At 70.9% G+C, this 19,935-nt stretch carries 15 protein-coding genes; 7 read left to right on the plus strand and 8 right to left on the minus strand.

Features of this window, described 5'->3' with window-relative positions:
- Positions 1-137: 137 nt before the first annotated feature.
- A complete protein-coding gene (gene secA, locus JYK17_RS37870) occupies positions 138-2,951 on the minus strand; it encodes a preprotein translocase subunit SecA (protein ID WP_108013745.1) in 2,814 nt (937 codons plus the stop codon).
- A gap of 282 nt (positions 2,952-3,233) precedes the next feature.
- On the opposite strand from secA, the gene JYK17_RS37875 reads away from it, so the two are divergent.
- Entirely contained in the window at positions 3,234-3,821 is a 588-nt protein-coding gene (locus JYK17_RS37875) for a GNAT family N-acetyltransferase (protein ID WP_108013744.1), read from the plus strand.
- Between the two features lie 61 nt (positions 3,822-3,882).
- On the plus strand, positions 3,883-5,067 hold the full coding sequence (locus JYK17_RS37880; RefSeq protein ID WP_222812164.1) for a winged helix-turn-helix domain-containing protein: 1,185 nt from the start codon (positions 3,883-3,885) through the stop codon (positions 5,065-5,067).
- 37 nt (positions 5,068-5,104) lie between these two features.
- Here the strand turns inward: JYK17_RS37880 and JYK17_RS37885 are convergent, their stop codons facing one another.
- The 7 genes from JYK17_RS37885 to mtnA form a co-directional block, all read right to left on the minus strand.
- Positions 5,105-5,851: a response regulator gene (locus JYK17_RS37885; protein WP_108013742.1), complete on the minus strand. Its 747-nt coding sequence runs from the start codon at positions 5,849-5,851 to the stop codon at positions 5,105-5,107.
- Positions 5,852-6,058: 207 nt separating this feature from the next.
- Positions 6,059-6,751, minus strand: a complete 693-nt coding sequence (gene hpf / locus JYK17_RS37890; RefSeq protein WP_108013741.1) for a ribosome hibernation-promoting factor, HPF/YfiA family — start codon at positions 6,749-6,751, stop codon at positions 6,059-6,061.
- A gap of 310 nt (positions 6,752-7,061) precedes the next feature.
- Positions 7,062-7,976 carry a ComF family protein gene (locus tag JYK17_RS37895; RefSeq protein WP_128802106.1) on the minus strand — a complete coding sequence of 305 codons (915 nt, stop codon included), beginning with the start codon at positions 7,974-7,976 and terminating at the stop codon, positions 7,062-7,064.
- A 163-nt stretch (positions 7,977-8,139) separates the two neighbouring features.
- Positions 8,140-9,972, minus strand: coding sequence for an LpqB family beta-propeller domain-containing protein (locus JYK17_RS37900; protein ID WP_108013739.1), 1,833 nt, complete (start codon positions 9,970-9,972; stop codon positions 8,140-8,142).
- Positions 9,962-12,025, minus strand: a complete 2,064-nt coding sequence (mtrB, locus tag JYK17_RS37905) for an MtrAB system histidine kinase MtrB (RefSeq protein WP_222812165.1) — start codon at positions 12,023-12,025, stop codon at positions 9,962-9,964. The genes JYK17_RS37900 and mtrB overlap by 11 nt, the downstream gene beginning before the upstream one ends.
- A gap of 1 nt (position 12,026) precedes the next feature.
- A complete protein-coding gene (gene mtrA / locus JYK17_RS37910; protein WP_016438163.1) occupies positions 12,027-12,716 on the minus strand; it encodes a two-component system response regulator MtrA in 690 nt (229 codons plus the stop codon).
- Between the two features lie 224 nt (positions 12,717-12,940).
- A complete protein-coding gene (gene mtnA / locus JYK17_RS37915; protein WP_128802108.1) occupies positions 12,941-14,089 on the minus strand; it encodes an S-methyl-5-thioribose-1-phosphate isomerase in 1,149 nt (382 codons plus the stop codon).
- A 140-nt stretch (positions 14,090-14,229) separates the two neighbouring features.
- On the opposite strand from mtnA, the gene JYK17_RS37920 reads away from it, so the two are divergent.
- From JYK17_RS37920 to JYK17_RS37940, 5 genes are read left to right on the plus strand one after another with little or no spacing between them, the layout of a single operon-like run.
- On the plus strand, positions 14,230-15,573 hold the full coding sequence (locus JYK17_RS37920) for a DUF7847 domain-containing protein (protein ID WP_222812166.1): 1,344 nt from the start codon (positions 14,230-14,232) through the stop codon (positions 15,571-15,573).
- 4 nt (positions 15,574-15,577) lie between these two features.
- A complete protein-coding gene (locus tag JYK17_RS37925; protein ID WP_222812167.1) occupies positions 15,578-16,366 on the plus strand; it encodes a DUF4129 domain-containing protein in 789 nt (262 codons plus the stop codon).
- Positions 16,363-17,556 carry a DUF4350 domain-containing protein gene (locus tag JYK17_RS37930; RefSeq protein ID WP_222812168.1) on the plus strand — a complete coding sequence of 398 codons (1,194 nt, stop codon included), beginning with the start codon at positions 16,363-16,365 and terminating at the stop codon, positions 17,554-17,556. The genes JYK17_RS37925 and JYK17_RS37930 overlap by 4 nt, the downstream gene beginning before the upstream one ends.
- Positions 17,556-18,545: an AAA family ATPase gene (locus tag JYK17_RS37935; RefSeq protein ID WP_108013733.1), complete on the plus strand. Its 990-nt coding sequence runs from the start codon at positions 17,556-17,558 to the stop codon at positions 18,543-18,545. The genes JYK17_RS37930 and JYK17_RS37935 overlap by 1 nt, the downstream gene beginning before the upstream one ends.
- Entirely contained in the window at positions 18,545-19,855 is a 1,311-nt protein-coding gene (locus JYK17_RS37940) for a DUF58 domain-containing protein (protein ID WP_108013732.1), read from the plus strand. The genes JYK17_RS37935 and JYK17_RS37940 overlap by 1 nt, the downstream gene beginning before the upstream one ends.
- Positions 19,856-19,935: the final 80 nt, after the last annotated feature.

The raw sequence follows: 19,935 nt of genomic DNA on the forward strand, positions 1-19,935 counted from the left end.
GGCCGCCGTCTGCCCGTCTGCCCGGCCGCCCGGCCGCCCGGCCGTCCAGATCCGGCGTACGCCGAAGGGCCGGGTCCCCCGAGAGGACCCGGCCCTTCACGTCGGCTGCTGCGCCGCGGACGAGGCGGCGCGCCGCGTCACTTCCTGCGGCGGCGCCCGCCCCGCGCCTGCTTGCGGCGCTCCGCGCGCGTGAGGCCGTCGGCCTCGGAGCGCACCGGCTCGTCGTCGCCGGCGAAGTCGCCCTCGATGGTGCCGCCCTCGCCGTCCACGGTCGGGGCGGAGAAGTGGAGGTTGCGGCGCTGCGGGGCGTCCAGGCCCTTGGCGCGGATCTCCGGGCGGACACCCGCCTGGGCCGGAACCGCGTCCTGCTTCTCCATGTCGACCGGCGTCGTGTCCTCGACCGGGACCTCCTCGACCTGCTGCTCGACCTGGACCTCCAGGTTGAACAGATAGCCGACGGACTCCTCCTTGATGCCCTCCATCATGGCGGTGAACATGTCGAAGCCCTCGCGCTGGTACTCGACCAGCGGGTCCTTCTGCGCCATCGCGCGCAGGCCGATGCCCTCCTGGAGGTAGTCCATCTCGTAGAGGTGCTCGCGCCACTTGCGGTCCAGGACCGACAGCACGACCCGGCGCTCCAGCTCACGCATGATCTCGGAGCCGAGCTGCGCCTCACGCTGCTCGTACTGCTCGTGGATGTCGTCCTTGATGGACTCGGAGATGAACTCGGCGGTCAGACCGGCCCGGTCACCGGCTGCCTCCTCCAGCTCCTCGACGGTCACCCGCACCGGGTAGAGCTGCTTGAAGGCGCCCCACAGCCGCTCCAGGTCCCAGTCCTCCGCGAAGCCCTCGGCGGTCTCCGCCGCGATGTACGCGTCGATCGTGTCGTCCATGAAGTGGCCGATCTGCTCCTGCAGATCCTCGCCCTCCAGGACGCGGCGGCGCTCGCCGTAGATGACCTCGCGCTGGCGGTTGAGGACCTCGTCGTACTTCAGGACGTTCTTACGGGTCTCGAAGTTCTGCTGCTCGACCTGCGACTGAGCGGACGCGATCGCGCGCGTGACCATCTTGTTCTCGATCGGAACGTCGTCCGGCACGTTCGCCATCGACATCACGCGCTCGACCATCTGGGCCTTGAAGAGCCGCATCAGGTCGTCGCCGAGGGAGAGGTAGAAGCGGGACTCGCCCGGGTCGCCCTGTCGGCCGCTGCGGCCGCGCAGCTGGTTGTCGATACGACGCGACTCGTGCCGCTCGGTGCCCAGGACGTAGAGCCCGCCGAGCTCCTTGACCTCCTCGAACTCGGCCTTCACGGCCTTCTCCGCACGCTCCAGGGCGGCGGGCAGGAACTGCGCCCACTCCTCGATGTGCTCCTCGGGGTCGAGGCCGCGCTGGCGCAGCTCCGCCTCGGCGAGGTCGTCGGGGTTGCCGCCGAGCTTGATGTCGGTGCCACGACCGGCCATGTTGGTGGCCACGGTCACGGCGCCCTTGCGGCCGGCCTGGGCGACGATCGTCGCCTCCCGGTCGTGCTGCTTGGCGTTCAGCACCTCGTGCTGGATGCCGCGCTTGGACAGCTGCTGCGAGAGGTACTCGGACTTCTCGACCGACGTCGTACCGACGAGGATCGGCTGGCCCTTCTCGTGCTTCTCGGCGATGTCGTCGACGACCGCCTCGAACTTCGCGACCTCGGTGCGGTAGATCAGGTCCGACTGGTCCATGCGGACCATGGGCCGGTTGGTCGGGATCGGGACCACGCCGAGCTTGTAGATCTGGTGGAACTCGGCCGCCTCGGTCATGGCCGTACCGGTCATGCCGGAGAGCTTGTCGTAGAGGCGGAAGAAGTTCTGCAGGGTGATCGTGGCGAGGGTCTGGTTCTCGTCCTTGATGTCCACCCCTTCCTTCGCCTCGATCGCCTGGTGCATGCCCTCGTTGTAGCGGCGGCCGGCGAGGATACGGCCGGTGTGCTCGTCGACGATCATGACCTCGCCGTCGATGACGACGTAGTCCTTGTCCTTCTTGAAGAGCTCCTTGGCCTTGATGGCGTTGTTCAGGTAGCCCACCAGCGGCGTGTTCACCGACTCGTAGAGGTTGTCGATGCCCAGCCAGTCCTCGACCTTGCTGACGCCGGGCTCGTGGATGGCGACCGTGCGCTTCTTCTCGTCGACGTCGTAGTCGCCGGTCTCCTCGAGGCCCTTGAGCGGGTTGCCCGCCTCGCCCCTCTTCAGGCGCAGGACCAGCTTGGCGAAGTCGCCGTACCACTTGGTGGCCTGGTCGGCGGGGCCGGAGATGATCAGCGGCGTACGGGCCTCGTCGACGAGGATGGAGTCGACCTCGTCGACGATGGCGTAGTTGTGCCCGCGCTGGACGAGCTCGTCCTTGGACCACGCCATGTTGTCGCGGAGGTAGTCGAAGCCGAACTCGTTGTTCGTGCCGTAGGTGATGTCGCAGGCGTACTGCTCGCGGCGCTCCGCCGGCGCCATGTTGGCGAGGATGCAGCCGACGCTCAGGCCGAGGAACTTGTGGATGCGGCCCATCAACTCCGAGTCGCGCTCGGCCAGATAGTCGTTGACCGTGATGATGTGGACGCCGTCCCCGGACAGCGCGTTCAGATACGCCGGCAGGGTGCTCACCAGCGTCTTGCCCTCACCGGTCTTCATCTCGGCGACATAGCCGAGGTGGAGGGCGGCGCCGCCCATCAGCTGCACGTCGTAATGGCGCTGGCCGAGGACGCGCTTGGCCGCCTCGCGCACGGTGGCGAACGCCTCGGGCAACAGGTCGTCCAGGCTCTCCCCGTCCGCGTACCGCTGCTTGTACTCATCGGTGAGGGCCCGCAGCTCGGCGTCGGAGAGGGCGATGAAATCCTCTTCGATGGAGTTGACCTGGTCCGCGATGCGGTGCAGCTTGCGCAGGATCTTGCCTTCGCCTGCACGCATGATCTTCGAAAGGACGGACACGGGGGTTGGTCTCCTTGCCGGTCGGGCCTGGGACGGTCGGTTTTCCATTTGACGTACTGAGCAACGGCCATCGTATGCGAGGACCCCGCCCAGCCGGGAGCCTGCCGGGACGACGACCGCGACCGGCTTCTCGCACCGCTTCAAATCTTCTTCAAAAGGGACAACGGACGGGCCCCGTTGATGGTGCCGGATCGCGCCGACGAATTGCGCGAATTGTGATCACCCGCTCACGCAGGGCCAAAAACATGGCGTCCTCGTCGCATGTCCACGCAGAATCGGGCGATGGAACCCGTGACGCTCACGACCGCCCGGCTTCTGCTGCACACGGTCGGGCCCGAGCACACCGACGCCGTGCACGCCGCCGCCCAGGACCCCGACATCCGGCGCTGGACGACCATCCCCTCGCCCTATCTGCCCGAGCACGCACGGAACTTCACGCACCAGCTGGTCCCCGAGGGGTGGAGGAGCGGTTCGATGCTCACCTTCGGCCTCTTCCTCCCCGAAGGGGAGGAGCTGGTGGGCATGCTCGGCCTCACCATGCGTTCCCTGAGCGTGACGGAGATCGGTTATTGGGGCACCAAGGAGCACCGCGGCAACGGCTACGTCACCGAGGCCGTCGTCGCCGCCTCCCGCTGGGCCTTCACCGATCTGTCGGTGGACCGTGTGGAGTGGCGTGCGGAAGTGGGCAACCGGGCCTCACGCGCGGTGGCCGAACGCGCGGGCTTCGTCGTCGAGGGCGTCCTGCGCTCCGCGCTCATCCAGCGGGGAATGCGCCGCGACTGCTGGGTCGGCTCGCTGCTGCCCTCGGACCTCGGCCTGCCGTCCACGGCGCCCTACCTGCCGGCGCCCGACCGCACCCCGAAACCGTAATCCCGATGAGGTGTCCCCAGGTCAGGGGCGATTGTCAGTGCCGCCTTCTATCGTGCGGAACATGACGACCCCGCGCCCCTCCACGGATCTCTCGGCAGCCGACGCCCGCCGCATCGCGCTGCGCGCCCAGGGCCTTCTCGGCAGCCCGGACCGCCGGGCCGGTGTCCGCGGCGTCCTGCGCCATCTCGGTGCGGTGCAGCTGGACACGATCTCCGTCCTCGCGCGCTCGCACGAGCTCATTCCGTACGCCCGGCTCGGCGCGGTGGGCCGCAAGGCGGTGGAGAGTGCCTACTGGAAGGCCGGTTCGGCGCACCCGCACACCTTCGAGTACTGGTCGCACGCCGCCTGCATCCTGCCCGTGGAGGAGTGGCCCCACTTCGCGTTCAGACGCCGCGCCTATCGCAACCGCCCGCACTGGAACCACGAGCTCCCGGACGGCGCCTACGACCAGGTCATCAAGCAGCTGCGCGCCGAAGGCCCGCTCACGGCAACGGAGTTGGGCGGCGCCAAGCGCACCAGCGAGTGGTGGGACTGGTCCGGCGCCAAGGTCGCCGTCGAGCGCGCGCTGATGTACGGCGAGGTGGTGTGCGTGGAGCGCCGCGGCTGGAAGCGGGTCTACGACCTCGCCGAGCGCGCGATCCCGCAGGAACTGCTGCACGACGAGCTGGACGACACGGAGTGCCTGCGCCGTCTGGTCCGCCTCGCGGGCCAGTCCCTGGGCGTCGGCACGCGCGCGGACATTGCCGATTACCACCGCCTCAGGGGCGAGCAGGTCGACGCGGTCATCGCCGACTCGGGCCTCGTCCCGGTCACCGTCGAGGGCTGGGGCAAGCCCGCCTGGGCCGACCCGGCGGCCCTGGAGACCCCGCCGCGCGGCCGCCACCGCACCACCCTGCTGTCCCCCTTCGACTCCCTGGTGTGGGAGAGGGCGCGCACGGAGCGGATCTTCGGCTTCACCCACCGCCTGGAGGCCTACGTCCCCAAGCCGAAGCGGGTGTACGGCTATTTCGCCATGCCGGTCCTCGCCGGAGGCCGCCTCGTCGGCCGCGTGGACCCGGCCCGCGAGGGCAGCACACTGGTGGCCCGGCAGGTCACGCTGGACGGCCCCAAGGCGGTGGCGGCCGTGGCACAGGCCCTGTGGGAGGCCGCGAGCTGGGTTGACTGCACGGACGTACGCGTGGAAAGGGTGGACGCGCCCGAACTGCGCGAGCCCCTCGCCAAGGAGCTCACCCGCACGCTCGGCTGAGCGCCGGCGGATGCCGGGCGTCAGCGGATGCCGGGCGTCAGCGGATTTCGAGAATCTTCTCCCGCATCGCGTACACCACCGCCTCCATCCTGGAGTGCAACTGCAGCTTCTCCAGGATGTTGCGCACATGGTTCTTCACGGTGTTCTCGGAGATGAACAACTCCTTGGCGATGTCACGGTTGTTCATGCCCGTGGCGACGAGTTTGAGGACCTCCAGCTCACGGTCGGTCAGCCGCGGCGCGGGCACCAGCCGGCGCTCGTCGGTCCGCTGGATCATCGACTTGAACTCGGTGAGCAGCTTGGACGCCATGGACGGACTGATCTGTGACTGCCCGTCGGCCACCGCGCGAATGGCGGTGGCCACCTCGTCGGTGGAGATCTCCTTGAGGAGATAACCGGTCGCACCCGCCTTGATCGCGTCGTAGAGGTCGGCCTCCTCGTCGCTGATCGTCAGCATGATGATCTTGGCGCTGGGGGCGACCTCCTTGATGGAGGTGCAGGCCTCGATCCCACCCCGCTTGGGCATCCGCACGTCCATCAGAACGATGTCGGGCAGCAGGTCGGCGGCCTTGTCGACGGCCTCCGCGCCGTCCCCGGCCTCGCCGACGACCTGGATGTCCTCCTCGGCCGCGAGCACGATCTCCAGACCCCGGCGGAAGAGGGCGTGGTCGTCCACGACCAGGACCCTGATGGGCTCCTTGCGTGCAGAGCCCGCTTCCGGCCCCATGCCGACGACGCCGCCGTCGGCATCCTCGTCATGCGTCGCTCCGAAGCTGTCCGCCATCGTTCCTCCCCCTGAAGGCTGTGGCCTGTGGTGCTGTGCCAACGCGCCAACCCAAGGCAGCGGCCCACCGGTTGAGCCGTTGCGGCCATGATTCCATGCCTGGACGACAACGAGGTGACGCAGGCGCGCACGAACCGGTCGCACACCGGTGCCCCTGGGGGCGCACGGGCGCTCCAGGGGCACAGGCTCGGCCGTCAGCCGCGCGGGTCAGCCACCCAGGGTGCCGCCCGGCGCGGGAGCCTGCGCCTGGGCGACCATCGGGTCGGTGCTGAGGTGGATGACGCCGTAGTCGTATGCGTGCCGCCGGTAGACGACACTCGGCTCCTTGGTCTCGGAGTCGACGAACAGATAGAAGTCGTGGCCGACCAGTTCCATCTCGTAGAGGGCCTGGTCGAGCGTCATCGGGGCTGCCACGTGGGTCTTTTCGCGGACGACGAGGGGGCCTTCGCCCTTCACCTCGAGAGAGCCGATCTTCTTGGTGGGCACACTGTCCGGCTCTTCGTCCCGGACCGCGCTGCCGTTTCCGTTGAGCGTCGCCGCACCGGGGACGTGGTCGGGGACCTCTGCCGCCGAGATCCTGCGCGAGCCACGGCGGGAGAACCGCTTGTCGTGCTGCTTGCGCAGCCGGGCGTCGAGCTTCTCCGCCGCCAGGTCGAGCGCCGCATACGGATCGCTTGCCGCCGCCTCCGCCCGGATCACCGGACCGCGGGAGCGGAGCGTGATCTCCACTCGGTCGCAACGGTCGGCCTGTCGGGGGTTCGGCTCCTTGGACACCTCGACGTCGAGGCTGATCACCTTGCCATCGAGCTTCTGGATCTTCTCCAGCTTCAGCTTCTCGGCCACGTGCTTGCGGAACCGCTCGGGCACCTCGGTCTTGCGGCCCTTGACGACGATGTCCACGCAGAACTCCGTTCCCGGATCACTCCGCTTCAGTGGCGGAGCATCTCCCTTTCGCACCAGGCTCCGGCAGCTCCGGAACCTCGGACTCGGTGACTTCCACCTCCTCCCCCGCGGACAAGATCTCCACTCCACCGCCGCGGGTGATTGCGAAAACCCGCAGCCCGGCATTCGCGTATGAGAGGGATGGCCTGCGCCTTTCTCTCACAACCGAACATATCTCGCCCGGACGGATGTCGTCACCCTCTACTGCGGCGTACCTCCGTTCAGGTGAATTGACCCTCTCATTACCTGCAACGATGCAACTTCGCAGTCAGTTCCGGTTTATTTCGAAAGAATCCGGCATCGCTGCGACCACAGCGGCGCAGATGCTGTCATCCGCGCGGCCCACGCCCGCGAATCCCGGCACGGCGTGCCTTCGGCCGGTCCCTTCGTGCCTTGATCCATTCATTCGTTCCCCCATGACTGCCCCGGCAGTTCCCCCGTACACAACCGGAGTTGCTCCACGGCAAGAAATCAGCCCCTCTTCTGCCGTCCCTCCTTCCCCTCCCGTCCGCGCCCACTCGTGCGCCGTCGCCGCCCGCACGGCACGCGCCGCCTCCGTCAGGGACGCACCCGTGGTCATCAGGTCGTCCACGAGCACGACCGGACCGCCGCGCAGCAGCCGGCCGCCACCGGGCCCCACGGCCAGCGCGCCCGCGAGATTCTCCAGCCGCTCACGGGAGTTGAGCCCCGACTGGTCGGCCACCGCACGCCGCTGCCGCAGCACGGCGAGCACCCGGGCCGCGGTCCCGGACCGCCGCAGCTCACCCGCCGCAGCGAGTGCGATCCGCCGCGCCGGATCGTGTCCCCTCGCACGCACCGCCGCGCGCGATGACGGCACGGGAACGAGCAGCACCGGCCGGCCACCACCGCCGCTCGCCGCACCGGACGCCGACCCCAGCCCGGCCCGTACGGCCCCTGCCAAGGCCGTGCCGAGCGGTGCCGCAAGCCCAAGCGCACCTCGCTCCTTGTGGGCCAGCAGCACGGCCCGGACCTCGTCGGCGTACCGGGCGGCCGCGTGCACCACGGGCAGCCCGGGCGGCTCCGGCTCCGGTCGCACCCGGCCCGGTGCGGCCCCCGTCAGGGCGGCACGGCACTCCTCGCAGAGCACCGTACGAGGCATCCCGCAGCCTCCGCACTCGGCCGGCAGCACCAGGTCGGTGAGGTCCTGCCACCACCCCCGCATGCCCACCACTGTGCCAACGCCCGGACCGCCCTGCCAGCCCTGTGGAAAACTCCCTGTGGACAACTGCCGCGGGGCCGCGCCGACCCGCAAAAACGCTCGCCCGTTCGCTGGTTCACCGGTTCACCGGTTCACCGGTTCACCAAGCCTCATGCCACCCGGTGATTCACCCCGGATAAACCGGCGCCACCCCGTCCGTGACCTTCTGCCACTGCGTCCCGGACTGCAGCCGTACGATCCCGTCCTCCGAGTACGCCACCATGGGCAGGGTGTCGGACCCGGCCGCGGTGATCTCCTTGATCCCGCTGAGGGCCGCGGGTGCGGGCCCCTCCGGCGTGGAGCCGTCCGCCAAGACGTAGCGCATGGTCTGCACCCCGCCGTGTTCACGCCCGGCCACCACGAGGCGGCTGTCCCCGGCCCAGGACATGGCCGTGACGCTCTCCAACTCCGGGGAAGCTGGGCGCAGTTCGTCCACGGAGACCGTCGGGCGGTCCTCCGCGGTCTCCTGGCGCCGCTCGATCCGCCCGATGACCAGCGACGTCTTGTCGCCCTTGGCGACCACGAGCGCGACCCGCACCCCGTCGGCGGCCACCCGCACCCCCTGGATGCGGCCGTCCAGTTCCGGGGTCTTCACCACGACCGGCTCGCCCTTGCCCTGCTGCAGCAGAAGCAGCCGGGGGTCGCCGGGGTCGCGGTCGGCCACCCACAGGTCGCCGTGCGAGTCCCAGCTCGGCGCCGTCAGCCGGTCCTTCTCCGACTTGCCGCGGCTGGTCAGCACGGGATCTCCGAGCGCACCGACGGAGGACAGCGGCGCGACGTACAGGTCCTTGCCGTCGCCGCTGACCGCGGCCCCCGTGGCCTCGTCGCGCGACACGGCGACCGACCTCAGCGCCTTGCTTCCCTCGCCCAGCGCTCCGGGTACCGGCTCCGCCTTGGTGCCGCTGTTGCCGGCCGCGATCCGTACGAGCCGGCTCTTGTTGTCCAGGAAGTACACATAGCCGGGGTTGTCCACCGAACCGCGCGCGGCGGTGGCGCCGGGCTGGTCCTCGCTGAGCGAGCACAGCTGCGTGTCGCCGGACCGCAGCCGGACCTCGTCCACCGCCGGGGTGAGGTTCTGCAGCGTGAACAGCAGCTGGGCCGCCATCTCGGTGCACCGGTGCGCCCCGACCTCGGCCGCCTTGGCGTTCAGCGGCACGGTCAGCCTGTTCTGGTCGTCGGGCGTCAGCGTGTTGACGCCCTTCTGCAGCTCCGTACCGGTGGGGAAACTCGTACGTACCACGGGATCGAGCCAGTTCGTGGGCCCGTTCAGCAGCGAGCGGACCATCTGTGTCATGGGGTCCACGCGCCGGCGCAGATACACGGGGTCCGCGACGGCCGTGGGGTGGGAAGCCGTCCCGGCCGCGGCGTCCGTGGCGAAGTAGTACTTGTTGACGGACACGTAGTTGCGCTGGAAGTCCGACTTGCCCATCACGACGCCCTGCGGCAGCCGGTCGATGCGCCACTGCTTGGTCTTCTTGTCGCGCGTGAGATGCACCGGCGCGGTGTAGTCACCACTGGCGGGCGAGTACGCCTGCTGCGAGTCCACCCTGGCGACCTTCTTGCCGGTCAGCGTGAACGAGAGGTCGTCGCTGTCCTCCCGGCCGCCCAGGCGGTTGGAGTCGATGCCCGGCCCGTCCGCGAGGACCGTGCTGGACTGACCCGGCCGCCACGCCTGCGACGCCTCCTTGGTCAGATACTGGCGCGCCGTGGAGTAGTTGGGATCGTCGCTGGTCAACGCCTCGAGGAAACCGGAGACGATGTCCGAGGGCAGCGCGTTGTCCGGGGGCGGCATGGCGAAGACCCGCACCTGGGTGTCCTGCCGCGGCGTGGAGTCGACCCCGCTCACATCTCCACTGTCGGGCATGGAGGCACACCCCGACAGCAGTACGACGCCACAGACGCCGTACGCCACCACGCGCAGCGGACTTCGCCCGGCGCCCCCCTCGCGGTCAGCGCCCACGGAATGCCTCCCCCTGCTTCCTCGAGTCCTCCGGCCCGGTGTCCGGGGGGCTCGGGGTCTCGCTCACCGCTCCGCCCTCGGCGGGCGTCTCGTCCTGTCGTCGTGCTCCGGACGCGGGCCGGGCCACCACGCGCGCGCCGTTCCCGGGCAGCGCCGTTGGGTCGACCGTGGGAGCCACACCGGACAGCCGCTGCGCCATCGGCGGTATCTGGTCCGCGGCCTGCTGCGCCGGCACGGTGGCGACCTTCTCACCGCCGCCGGACGGCAGCCCGGCGTCGCTCAGTCCTCGGTTGCGCCGCGAATCCTTGGGCTCCAGCGGTATCGGCGAGCCCCGCAGCGGCTCGTCCGCGGTCCGCGGCAGCGTCAGCCGGAACTGCGAGCCGCCGCCCGGCTCGCCCCAGGCCTGCAGCCAGCCGCCGTGCAGCCGTGCGTCCTCCAGGGCGATGGACAGCCCGAGGCCCGTTCCGCCGGTGGTACGCGCGCGTGCCGGGTCGGCCCGCCAGAAGCGGCTGAACACGCGCGTGGCCTCGCCGGGCTTGAGCCCGACGCCGTAGTCGCGTACGGCGACCGCCACCGCCCCGCCCGCCGAGGCGAGCTTGACCACGACGTCCTTGCCCTCGCCGTGCTCCACGGCGTTGACCACGAGGTTGCGCAGCACCCGCTCCACGCGCCGGGCGTCCGCCTCGGCGACGACGGGCTGCTGGTCGCCCTTCACGCGTATGTGCGTGCCCTTGCGCTCGGCGAGCGGCTCGGCCCCGCTGACGACCCGCCGCACGACCTCCCTGAGGTCTATCGGCTCGGCCTCCAGCGCCGCCGCGCCCGCGTCGAACCGGCTGATCTCCAGCAGGTCCGCGAGCAGCGACTCGAACCGGTCCAGCTGGTCGGCCAGCAGCTCCGCCGACCGCGCGGTCACCGGATCGAAGTCCTCGCGCGCCTCGTGAATGACGTCCGCCGCCATCCGTACGGTCGTCAGCGGGGTGCGCAGCTCGTGCGACACGTCCGACACGAACCGCCGCTGCATCCGCGACAGGTCCTCCAGCTGCTGGATCTTCAACTGCAGGTTCTGCGCCATCTTGTTGAAGGCCTCGCCGAGCCGCGCGATGTCGTCCTCGCCGGTGACCTTCATACGCTCCTGCAGCCGCCCGGCGGACAGCCGCTCGGCGATCCCCGCCGCCATCCGCACCGGCGTCACGACCTGACGCACCACCAGCCAGGCGATGGCCCCGAGCAGTACGACGACGAAGAGCCCGGCGGTCGCGAGCGTGCCCTTGACCAGGCTCAGCGACTTCTCCTCCTGCGTGAGCGGGAAGAGGTAGTACAGCTGGTACGGGTCGCCGTTGGGGTCGTTGACCTGCTTGCCGATGACCAGCGCCGGCTGGGTCTCCTTGCTGTTGCTGTAGACGATGCTGGTGTAGCTCTGCGCGGCTCCCGTGCTGTCGCTGATCCGCGAGCGCAGACTGTCGGGAACACTGGCCGAGGGGTCGACGTCGCCGGAGGCGCGCGGCCCGCGACCGCCACCGCCGTTGTCACCGGCGGGCAGCGTCACCACGTCGAAGGCGCCCTGGCCGCCGCTGGAGAGCGAGTACACCAGGTCGCTCATCCACTGGATGACGTTCTGCGAGGGACGGCCGTCCGCCGTCGTACCGCCGCCGTCGGTGGTCCCCGCCGCGGCCTCGTCGGCCTTCTGCTTGGCCACCGAGAACCCGCCGGTGGCCTGGCTCTGCGAGGCCTTCACCTTGGCGTCCAGCAGGCCGTTGCGCACCTGTCCGATCACGACGAAGCCCAGCAGCAGGACGACGCCCAGCGACATCAGCAGCGTGGTGGCGACGACCTTGAGCTGGATGTTGCGCCGCCACAGCCGCATGACGGGCAGCAGTGGCCGGCGCACCCAGCGCATGAAGAGCCGCAGAACCGGGCTGCCCTGGACACCGCCCTGGAGCAGGCCGCCCTCCAGCATGCCGTCCCAGCGGGAGCCGGCGGTCTTCCGGCCCACAGACCGCCCCGCGCGGGGGCCGGAGGACCCGGGCGTCGAAGCGGCGCTGTGACCGGACATGTCAGCTCGGTCCCGCCTTGTAACCGACGCCCCGGACGGTCACCACGATCTCCGGCCGCTCCGGGTCCTTCTCGACCTTCGAGCGCAGCCGCTGCACATGAACGTTGACCAGGCGGGTGTCCGCGGCGTGGCGGTAACCCCAGACCTGCTCCAGCAGCACCTCGCGGGTGAACACCTGCCACGGCTTGCGGGCGAGGGCCACCAGCAGATCGAACTCCAGCGGCGTCAGCGCGATCGACTGCCCTTCCCGCTTCACGGAGTGCCCGGCCACGTCGATGACGAGGTCGCCTATGGCGAGCTGCTCCGGCGCCGGCTCCTCCGACCTGCGCAGGCGCGCCCGGATGCGGGCGACCAGCTCCTTCGGCTTGAACGGCTTGACGATGTAGTCGTCGGCACCGGACTCCAGCCCGACCACCACGTCCACGGTGTCGCTCTTGGCCGTGAGCATCACGATCGGCACACCGGACTCCGCCCTGATCAGGCGGCACACCTCGATGCCGTCGCGTCCCGGCAGCATGAGGTCGAGCAGCACCAGATCGGGCTTGCTCTCACGGAAGGCGGCCAGCGCCTTGTCGCCGTCGGCTACGAAAGACGGCTCGAAACCTTCACCACGCAGCACGATGCCGAGCATCTCGGCCAGTGCCGTGTCGTCGTCGACGACAAGGACTCGTCCCTTCATAAACGACATCATCCCATTCTCGTAACAGTGACAGAGGCGCTGGTGAGCAGGGTCACTGGCCCGTGACGATAGTCGTACCGCGCGGTCACTGTCTGCCTCGTACGCCGACGTCGATGTCATCGACGGCTGTCAATCACCCAGCGTAGGCGCACCCTGACCGCGGAATCGGCCCCCAGCGCCCCTCGGACGGCGCCGGGCGACCCCTTTCGAAGCCGCACGCCGGCCGGTGTCTCGCGTCAGCCGATCGTCACCTGCCGCGCCTTCGCGCACACCTCTGCCAGGGCCTCGGCCGTCACGGGCGAGACGGTGCCCTCCTCCGTGACAATCGCGGTGACCAGCTCGGGCGGCGTCACGTCGAACGCCGGGTTGTACGCCTGGGTGCCCAGGGGCGCCAACGGGATCCCGCCTCCCGCCTCCGCTCCCGCCAACGGCACCTGCGGCGCCACGATCTCGGTCACCTCATGACCGGGACGCTGCTCCACCTCGATGGACGCCCCGTCCGGGGTGTCCGCATCCACTGTCGTCACCGGCGCCACGACGATGAACGGCACATGGTGGTACCGCGCGAGCACGGCGAGCGGATAGCTCCCCACCTTGTTCGCCACCGAGCCGTCGGCCGCGATCCGGTCCGCCCCGATCAGCACCGCGTCCACCTCGCCGGACGCGAAGAGCGAGCCCGCCGCGTTGTCCGTGAGCAGGGTGTACGCCATGCCACTGCGCGCCGCCTCATACGCCGTCAGACGCGCCCCCTGCAGCAGCGGACGCGTCTCGTCCACCCACAGCCGCCGCAGGCTCCCCGCCCGGTGCGCGGCGAGCGCCACCGCGAACGCCGTGCCCTCCCCGCCCGACACCAGCGACCCGGTGTTGCAGTGCGTGAGAATCCGGTGCCCACCGCCGGGCAGCAGCTCGTCGAGCAGCGCGAGCCCGCGCTCGGCCATCCGGGCGCTCGCCTCGGCATCCTCCTCGTGCAGCTGACGCGCCGCGGCCAGCGCCGCGCTCGCGGCCTGCGCGCCGCCACCGCTCCTGGCGAACTCGGCACGCCACGCGGACTGCGCCCTGCGCACACCCACGGCGAGGTTCACCGCGGTGGGCCTGGCACCCGCCAGCGCGTTCGCCGCGTCGTCCACGTCGAAGCCGCGCGCGGCGGCGAGCGCGACGCCGTAGGCCCCCGCGATGCCGAGCAGCGGCGCCCCGCGCACGGCAAGCGAACGGATCGCCTCCACCAGCGCGGGCGCGTCCGTACAGACCAGCTCGACCTCCTCTGCCGGCAGCCTCGTCTGGTCGAGAAGCACCAGTACGGGGCCTTCGGGTGGCTCCTCCCAGCGGATCGCGGGGATATCGGTCGGCCTGCCGTCTTCGCCGGATTGCGCGTGCTGATCAGCCATGCGGCCAGTCTGCCCCTTGTGCGGCGGACAATTGAAGGTGTGCAGCCCACACCGCGGCCGGGACCCGGGTGAGCACCCCATGGCACGATGGCTGCCAACCTGCCGCCGCGACCGCGGACGGGCACCGTGAAGGAGCGACGATGAAAGACACTCCGGGCTGGGCCTCGCCCGGATCTGCCCCCTCCGACGGGCAGGAGCCCGGCGCGTCCGGTCCCGCCGGTCCCACCGACCGCCCAGATGGCGCGGAGCCTGCGGACCAGCCCGGCCCCGGCCCTCAGGACGGCCCTGACGCGCAGAGCCACGGCTCGCAGTGGTCCAGCCGGCAGCCGCCGCCCGGCCAGTGGTCCGCGCCCTCCGGGCCCGCCGACCCCGGCCGTCCCGCTCCGCCCCCGCCGCCCGGCCCGGGCTGGGGCAACCAGCCTCCCCCCGGCCCCGGTGGTCACGGGCCCTACGGCGCTCCCGGCCACCCCGGTTGGGGCGGCGGCTGGGGCGGTCCCCCGCCCGCCGCCAAGCCGGGCGTCATCCCGCTGCGCCCGCTCGGCGTCGGCGAGATCCTCGACGGTGCGGTCTCCACCATGCGCACCCACTGGCGCACGGTCCTGGGCATCTCCCTGACCGTCGCCGTGATCGCGGAGATCATCGTCATCCTGCTCCAGGGCCTCGTGCTGAACGACACCAGCACCGCCGCCCTCGACGATCCCAGCGCCACCGCGAGCGAACTGACGCGTGCCCTGGGCGAGGCGATGCTCAGCTCCGGCGCCGTCTTCCTCGTCTCCCTGATCGCCACGGTCGCCGCGACCGCCCTGCTCACCACCGTCACCAGCCGTGCGGTCCTCGGCCGTTCCGTGACCACCCGCGAGGCCTGGCGCGACGCCCGCCCTCAGGTGTTCAAGCTGCTCGGCCTGATCCTGCTGCTGCTCGTCATCTCCGCCGCCATCGTGGCCGTGGGCGTACTGCCCGGGATCCTCGTGGCCGCATTCGGCAGCGCCGACGCGGGCCTCGCGCTCGCCGTCCTGGGCGGCCTCGGCGCAGGTGTCCTCGCGCTGTGGCTGATGGTGCGCTTCTCCCTGGCATCGCCCGCGCTGATGCTGGAGAAGCGGGGCGTGACCAAGTCGATGAGCCGATCCGCGAGGCTCGTCCGCGGCTCCTGGTGGCGCGTCTTCGGCATCCTGCTGCTCGCCGGAGTCATCGCGAACATCATCTCGGCGATCGTCGTCATCCCCTTCACCTTCATCGCCGCGGCGTTCAGCGGCGGCGGCATCAGCGGGCTGCTGAACAGCGGGACGGGCGACCTCGGCTGGACCTTCCTCATCATCAGCGGAGTCGGCTCGGTGATCGGCTCCATGATCACGTACCCGATCAATGCCGGTGTCACCGTGCTTCTCTACATCGACCAGCGCATCCGCCGGGAAGCCCTCGACCTGGAACTGGCCCGCGCCGCGGGTGTCACGGGCTACGGCACCGACGCCGACTCGCGGGGCTGATGCCGTGAGCGTGACGGGGGGAGTTTTCACGGCCGGGCCGGCTGCAATGCCGCGCGCCGCGGCATCGGCCGTAAGGACGCTGACACTCGCGAGCAGCCCGTCCGGCTGGTCGCTCGCCCGCACCGACGACCAACCGCCGGTGACGATCGGGCGGGATCCCGCGCGCGAGGCGGCCCGCCGCGAGCTCTCCAAAAGGCTGTACCACGAGAACGACCCCAGCCTGTTCCAGCGCGCCCTGAACGCCTTCTGGGACTGGGTCGACAAGCTCTTCGGCTCGGCGGCCTCCGCGACACCCGGCGGCGCGCTGGGCCTGGTCGTCATCATCGTGGCCGTCCTCGTGGTGCTCGCCGCCCTGTGGTGGCGCCTGGGCACACCGCGCCGCCAACCCACCTCGGCCGCCGCCCTGTTCGACGACCGCCCCCGCAGCGCCGCCGAGCACCGCGCGGCCGCCGAGGCGCACGCCGCCCAGGGCCACTGGAACCAGGCCGTCCAGGAACGCATGCGCGCCATCGTCCGCTCCCTGGAGGAACGCGCGCTCCTCGACATCCGCCCCGGCCGCACCGCCGACGAGGCGGCAGCCCAGGCGGGCCGCGCCCTGCCCTCCCACACCGACCGACTGCGCGAGGCCGCCCGCGACTTCGACGACGTCACGTACGGCGGCCGGACGGCGAGCGAGCAGTCGTACCACCGCATCGCCGAACTCGACCGCGAGCTCGAACGCACCAAGCCCCGGCTCACGAGCAGCAGCACCAGCAGCACGGCCGGCAACACCCGCCAGGGAGCCGCCGGATGACCACCGAGGCCACGCTTTTGTCCACCTCGGTCTCGCCCACCGCCCGACAGGTGTGGACCCGCTCCCGCGGCATAGCGCTCGCCGTCGTGCTCCTCCTGGCCGCGGCCGTGGCGATCGCCGTGATCCGCTCGGACACCAAGCACGGCGAACTCGACCCGCGCTCCGTCGGCCCCCAGGGCAGCCGTGCCGTCGCCGAACTCCTCGCCGACCGCGGGGTGTCCACGCGCGTGGTCACCACCCTGGACGAGGCGCGCGCCGCGGCCGCCCCCGACACCACACTTCTGGTCGCGGTCCCCGACCTGCTGACGCACTCTCAGCAGACCCGGCTGCACTCCTCGATCGCGGGCTCCGGCGGACGTACCGTCCTCGTCGCCCCCGGCAGCTGGTCCGTCGAAAAACTCGTCCCCGGCGTCACCGCGGACCCCGCCACCAGCTTCGACTCGACACTCACCCCCGAGTGCCGACTGCCCGCCGCCGTCCGAGCCGGCAGCGCCGACACCGGCGGCATCCGCTACACGACCACGCACCTCGACGCCGGCGAGTGCTACCCCAGCGAGCGCCTGGCCACCCTGCTGCGCATTCCCGCGGCCTCCGGCGACGGCGACACCATCGTCCTCGGCGCGCCCGACATCCTCTTCAACGACCGCCTCGACAAGCAGGGCAACGCCTCGCTCACCCTTCAACTCCTCGGCTCCCGCCCCCATCTGGTGTGGTACCTCCCCTCGCTCTCCGACGCCTCGGCCAACCCGGACAAGGAAAAGGGCCTGCTGGATCTGCTCCCCTCCGGCTGGCTCTGGGGCACGCTGCAGCTCTTCGTGGCGGCAGCCCTCGCCGCCCTGTGGCGGGCACGCCGGCTCGGCCCCCTCGTACCCGAAAGACTCCCCGTGGCCATCCGCGCCTCCGAAACCGTCGAAGGCCGTGCCCGCCTCTACCGCAAGGTGAACGCCCGCGATCGCGCGGCCGCCGCTCTTCGCTCCTCCACGCGCATCCGCCTCGCTCCCCTCGTCGGCGTCCCCGTCACCCAGGCGCACACGCCCGAGGCCCTGCTTCCCGCCCTGTCCGCCCACCTCCACGGCGACGGACAAGGCCTGCACCCCCTGCTCTTCGGCCCGCCGCCCGGCGACGACGCGGCCCTCATCGCACTCGCCGACCAACTCGACGCCCTCGAAAGAGAGGTACGCCGTCCATGATGGACCCGACCACTGACAACGCCGGGTACACCGGGGACCCGGGCCAGGCCCGCGCCTCCCTGGAGGCCCTGCGCGCCGAGATCGCCAAAGCCGTGGTCGGCCAGGACCCCGCCGTGACCGGCCTCGTCGTCGCCCTCCTCTGCCGCGGACACGTCCTCCTCGAAGGCGTCCCCGGCGTCGCCAAGACACTGCTCGTCCGCGCCCTCGCATCCGCACTCGAACTCGACACGAAGCGCGTGCAGTTCACCCCCGACCTGATGCCGAGCGACGTAACGGGCTCCTTGGTCTACGACGCCCGCACCGCCGAGTTCTCCTTCCAGCCCGGCCCGGTCTTCACCAACCTCCTCCTCGCCGACGAGATCAACCGCACGCCCCCGAAGACCCAGTCCTCCCTCCTCGAGGCCATGGAGGAACGCCAGGTCACCGTCGACGGCACCCCCCGCCCGCTGCCCGACCCGTTCCTGGTCGCCGCGACCCAGAACCCCGTCGAGTACGAGGGCACCTACCCCCTGCCCGAAGCCCAACTGGACCGCTTCCTGCTCAAACTGACGATCCCTCTGCCGTCCCGCCAGGACGAGATCGACGTCCTCACGCGCCACGCCGAGGGCTTCAACCCGCGCGACCTGCGCGCCGCCGGCGTACGCCCCGTGGCCGGGCCCGCCGACCTGGAGGCCGCCCGCGCAGCCGTCGCCAAGACGGCGATCTCCCCGGAGATCACCGCCTATGTGGTGGACATCTGCCGCGCCACCCGCGAGTCCCCCTCACTCACGCTGGGCGTCTCCCCTCGCGGCGCGACCGCCCTCCTGGCCACCTCACGCGCGTGGGCATGGCTCACCGGCCGCGACTACGTCATCCCCGACGACGTCAAGGCACTGGCCCTCCCCACCCTGCGCCACCGCGTGCAACTGCGCCCCGAGGCAGAGATGGAAGGCGTCACGGCCGACTCCGTCATCAACGCGATCCTCGCCCACGTCCCCGTCCCCCGCTGATGGCACTCACCGGACGCGCCGCGCTCCTCGCGGCCCTCGGCTCCCTCCCCGTCGGCATCTGGGACCCCAGCTGGACGGGCATCCTCGCCGTGAACGCCCCCATCGCCGTGGCCTGCGCATGCGACTTCGCACTCGCGGCACCGGTACGACGACTCGGCCTGACCCGCTCCGGCGACACTTCCGTACGTCTGGGCGAGACGGCAGACGTGACCCTCACAGTCACCAACCCGTCCGGTCGCCTCCTCCGGGCCCGCCTGCGCGACGCCTGGCCGCCGAGCAGCTGGGAGCCCGGCACCGAGGTGGCAGCCTCCCGCCACCGCCTCACGGCCCCCGCGGGCGAGCGTCGGCGCGTCACCACCCGCCTGCGCCCGACCCGCCGCGGCGACCGCCACGCGGACCGGGTGACGATCCGCTCCTACGGCCCCCTCGGCCTCTTCACCCGCCAAGGCACCCACAGGGTCCCCTGGACCGTACGCGTCCTGCCGCCCTTCACCAGCCGCAAGCACCTGCCCTCGAAGCTCGCCCGCCTACGCGAACTGGACGGTCGCACCAGCGTCCTCACCCGTGGCGAGGGCACAGAATTCGACAGCCTGCGCGAATACGTCACCGGCGACGACACCCGCTCCATCGACTGGCGGGCAACGGCCCGCCAGACCACGGTCGCCGTACGCACCTGGCGCCCCGAACGCGACCGCCACATCCTTCTGGTCCTGGACACGGGCCGCACCTCCGCAGGCCGCGTGGGCGACGCCCCACGCCTCGACGCCTCCATGGACGCGGCCCTGCTCCTGGCAGCACTCGCCTCACGCGCCGGCGACCGCGTGGACCTGCTCGCCTACGACCGCCGGGTACGAGCCCACGTTCAAGGCCGTACGGCCCGCGACGTTCTCCCGTCCCTGGTCAACGCGATGGCCACGCTCGAACCCGAACTGATCGAACTGGACGCCCGAGGCCTGACGGCAACCGCACTCCGCACCGCGCCCCGCCGCTCCCTCATCGTCCTGCTCACCAGCCTCGACACGGCCCCTGTAGAAGAAGGGCTGCTCCCCGTCCTCTCGCAACTCACCCAGCGCCACACAGTTCTGGTGGCCTCCGTCGCCGACCCCCACATCGCGCAGATGGCGAAGAGCCGCGGAAACACGGAAGCCGTCTACGACGCCGCAGCCGCCGCCCAGGCGCAGAGCGAACGCCACCGCACGGCAGAACAACTCCGTCGCCACGGTGTGACGGTCGTCGACGAAACCCCGGACGAACTGGCGCCGGCGCTGGCAGACGCGTATTTGGCTCTCAAGACTGCAGGGCGTCTTTAACGCGGGGAGGTTGCGCCGGGGGCGCATACACACGCCTCCAAACGCAGAAAACCCCCGCACCGAAAGGTGCGGGGGTTTTC

The sequence above is a fragment of the Streptomyces plumbidurans genome (assembly GCF_019857225.1).
Taxonomy (GTDB): domain Bacteria; phylum Actinomycetota; class Actinomycetes; order Streptomycetales; family Streptomycetaceae; genus Streptomyces; species Streptomyces plumbidurans.

Bases quoted from the DNA above. Each gene is read 5' to 3' on its own strand.
- JYK17_RS37875 (WP_108013744.1), top strand. From the start codon at position 3,234: ATGGAACCCGTGACGCTCACGACCGCCCGGCTTCTGCTGCACACGGTC.
- JYK17_RS37880 (WP_222812164.1), top strand. From the start codon at position 3,883: ATGACGACCCCGCGCCCCTCCACGGATCTCTCGGCAGCCGACGCCCGC.
- JYK17_RS37885 (WP_108013742.1), bottom strand. From the start codon at position 5,851: ATGGCGGACAGCTTCGGAGCGACGCATGACGAGGATGCCGACGGCGGC.
- JYK17_RS37895 (WP_128802106.1), bottom strand. From the start codon at position 7,976: ATGCGGGGGTGGTGGCAGGACCTCACCGACCTGGTGCTGCCGGCCGAG.
- mtrB (WP_222812165.1), bottom strand. From the start codon at position 12,025: ATGTCCGGTCACAGCGCCGCTTCGACGCCCGGGTCCTCCGGCCCCCGC.
- mtrA (WP_016438163.1), bottom strand. From the start codon at position 12,716: ATGATGTCGTTTATGAAGGGACGAGTCCTTGTCGTCGACGACGACACG.
- mtnA (WP_128802108.1), bottom strand. From the start codon at position 14,089: ATGGCTGATCAGCACGCGCAATCCGGCGAAGACGGCAGGCCGACCGAT.
- JYK17_RS37920 (WP_222812166.1), top strand. From the start codon at position 14,230: ATGAAAGACACTCCGGGCTGGGCCTCGCCCGGATCTGCCCCCTCCGAC.
- JYK17_RS37930 (WP_222812168.1), top strand. From the start codon at position 16,363: ATGACCACCGAGGCCACGCTTTTGTCCACCTCGGTCTCGCCCACCGCC.
- JYK17_RS37935 (WP_108013733.1), top strand. From the start codon at position 17,556: ATGGACCCGACCACTGACAACGCCGGGTACACCGGGGACCCGGGCCAG.
- JYK17_RS37940 (WP_108013732.1), top strand. From the start codon at position 18,545: ATGGCACTCACCGGACGCGCCGCGCTCCTCGCGGCCCTCGGCTCCCTC.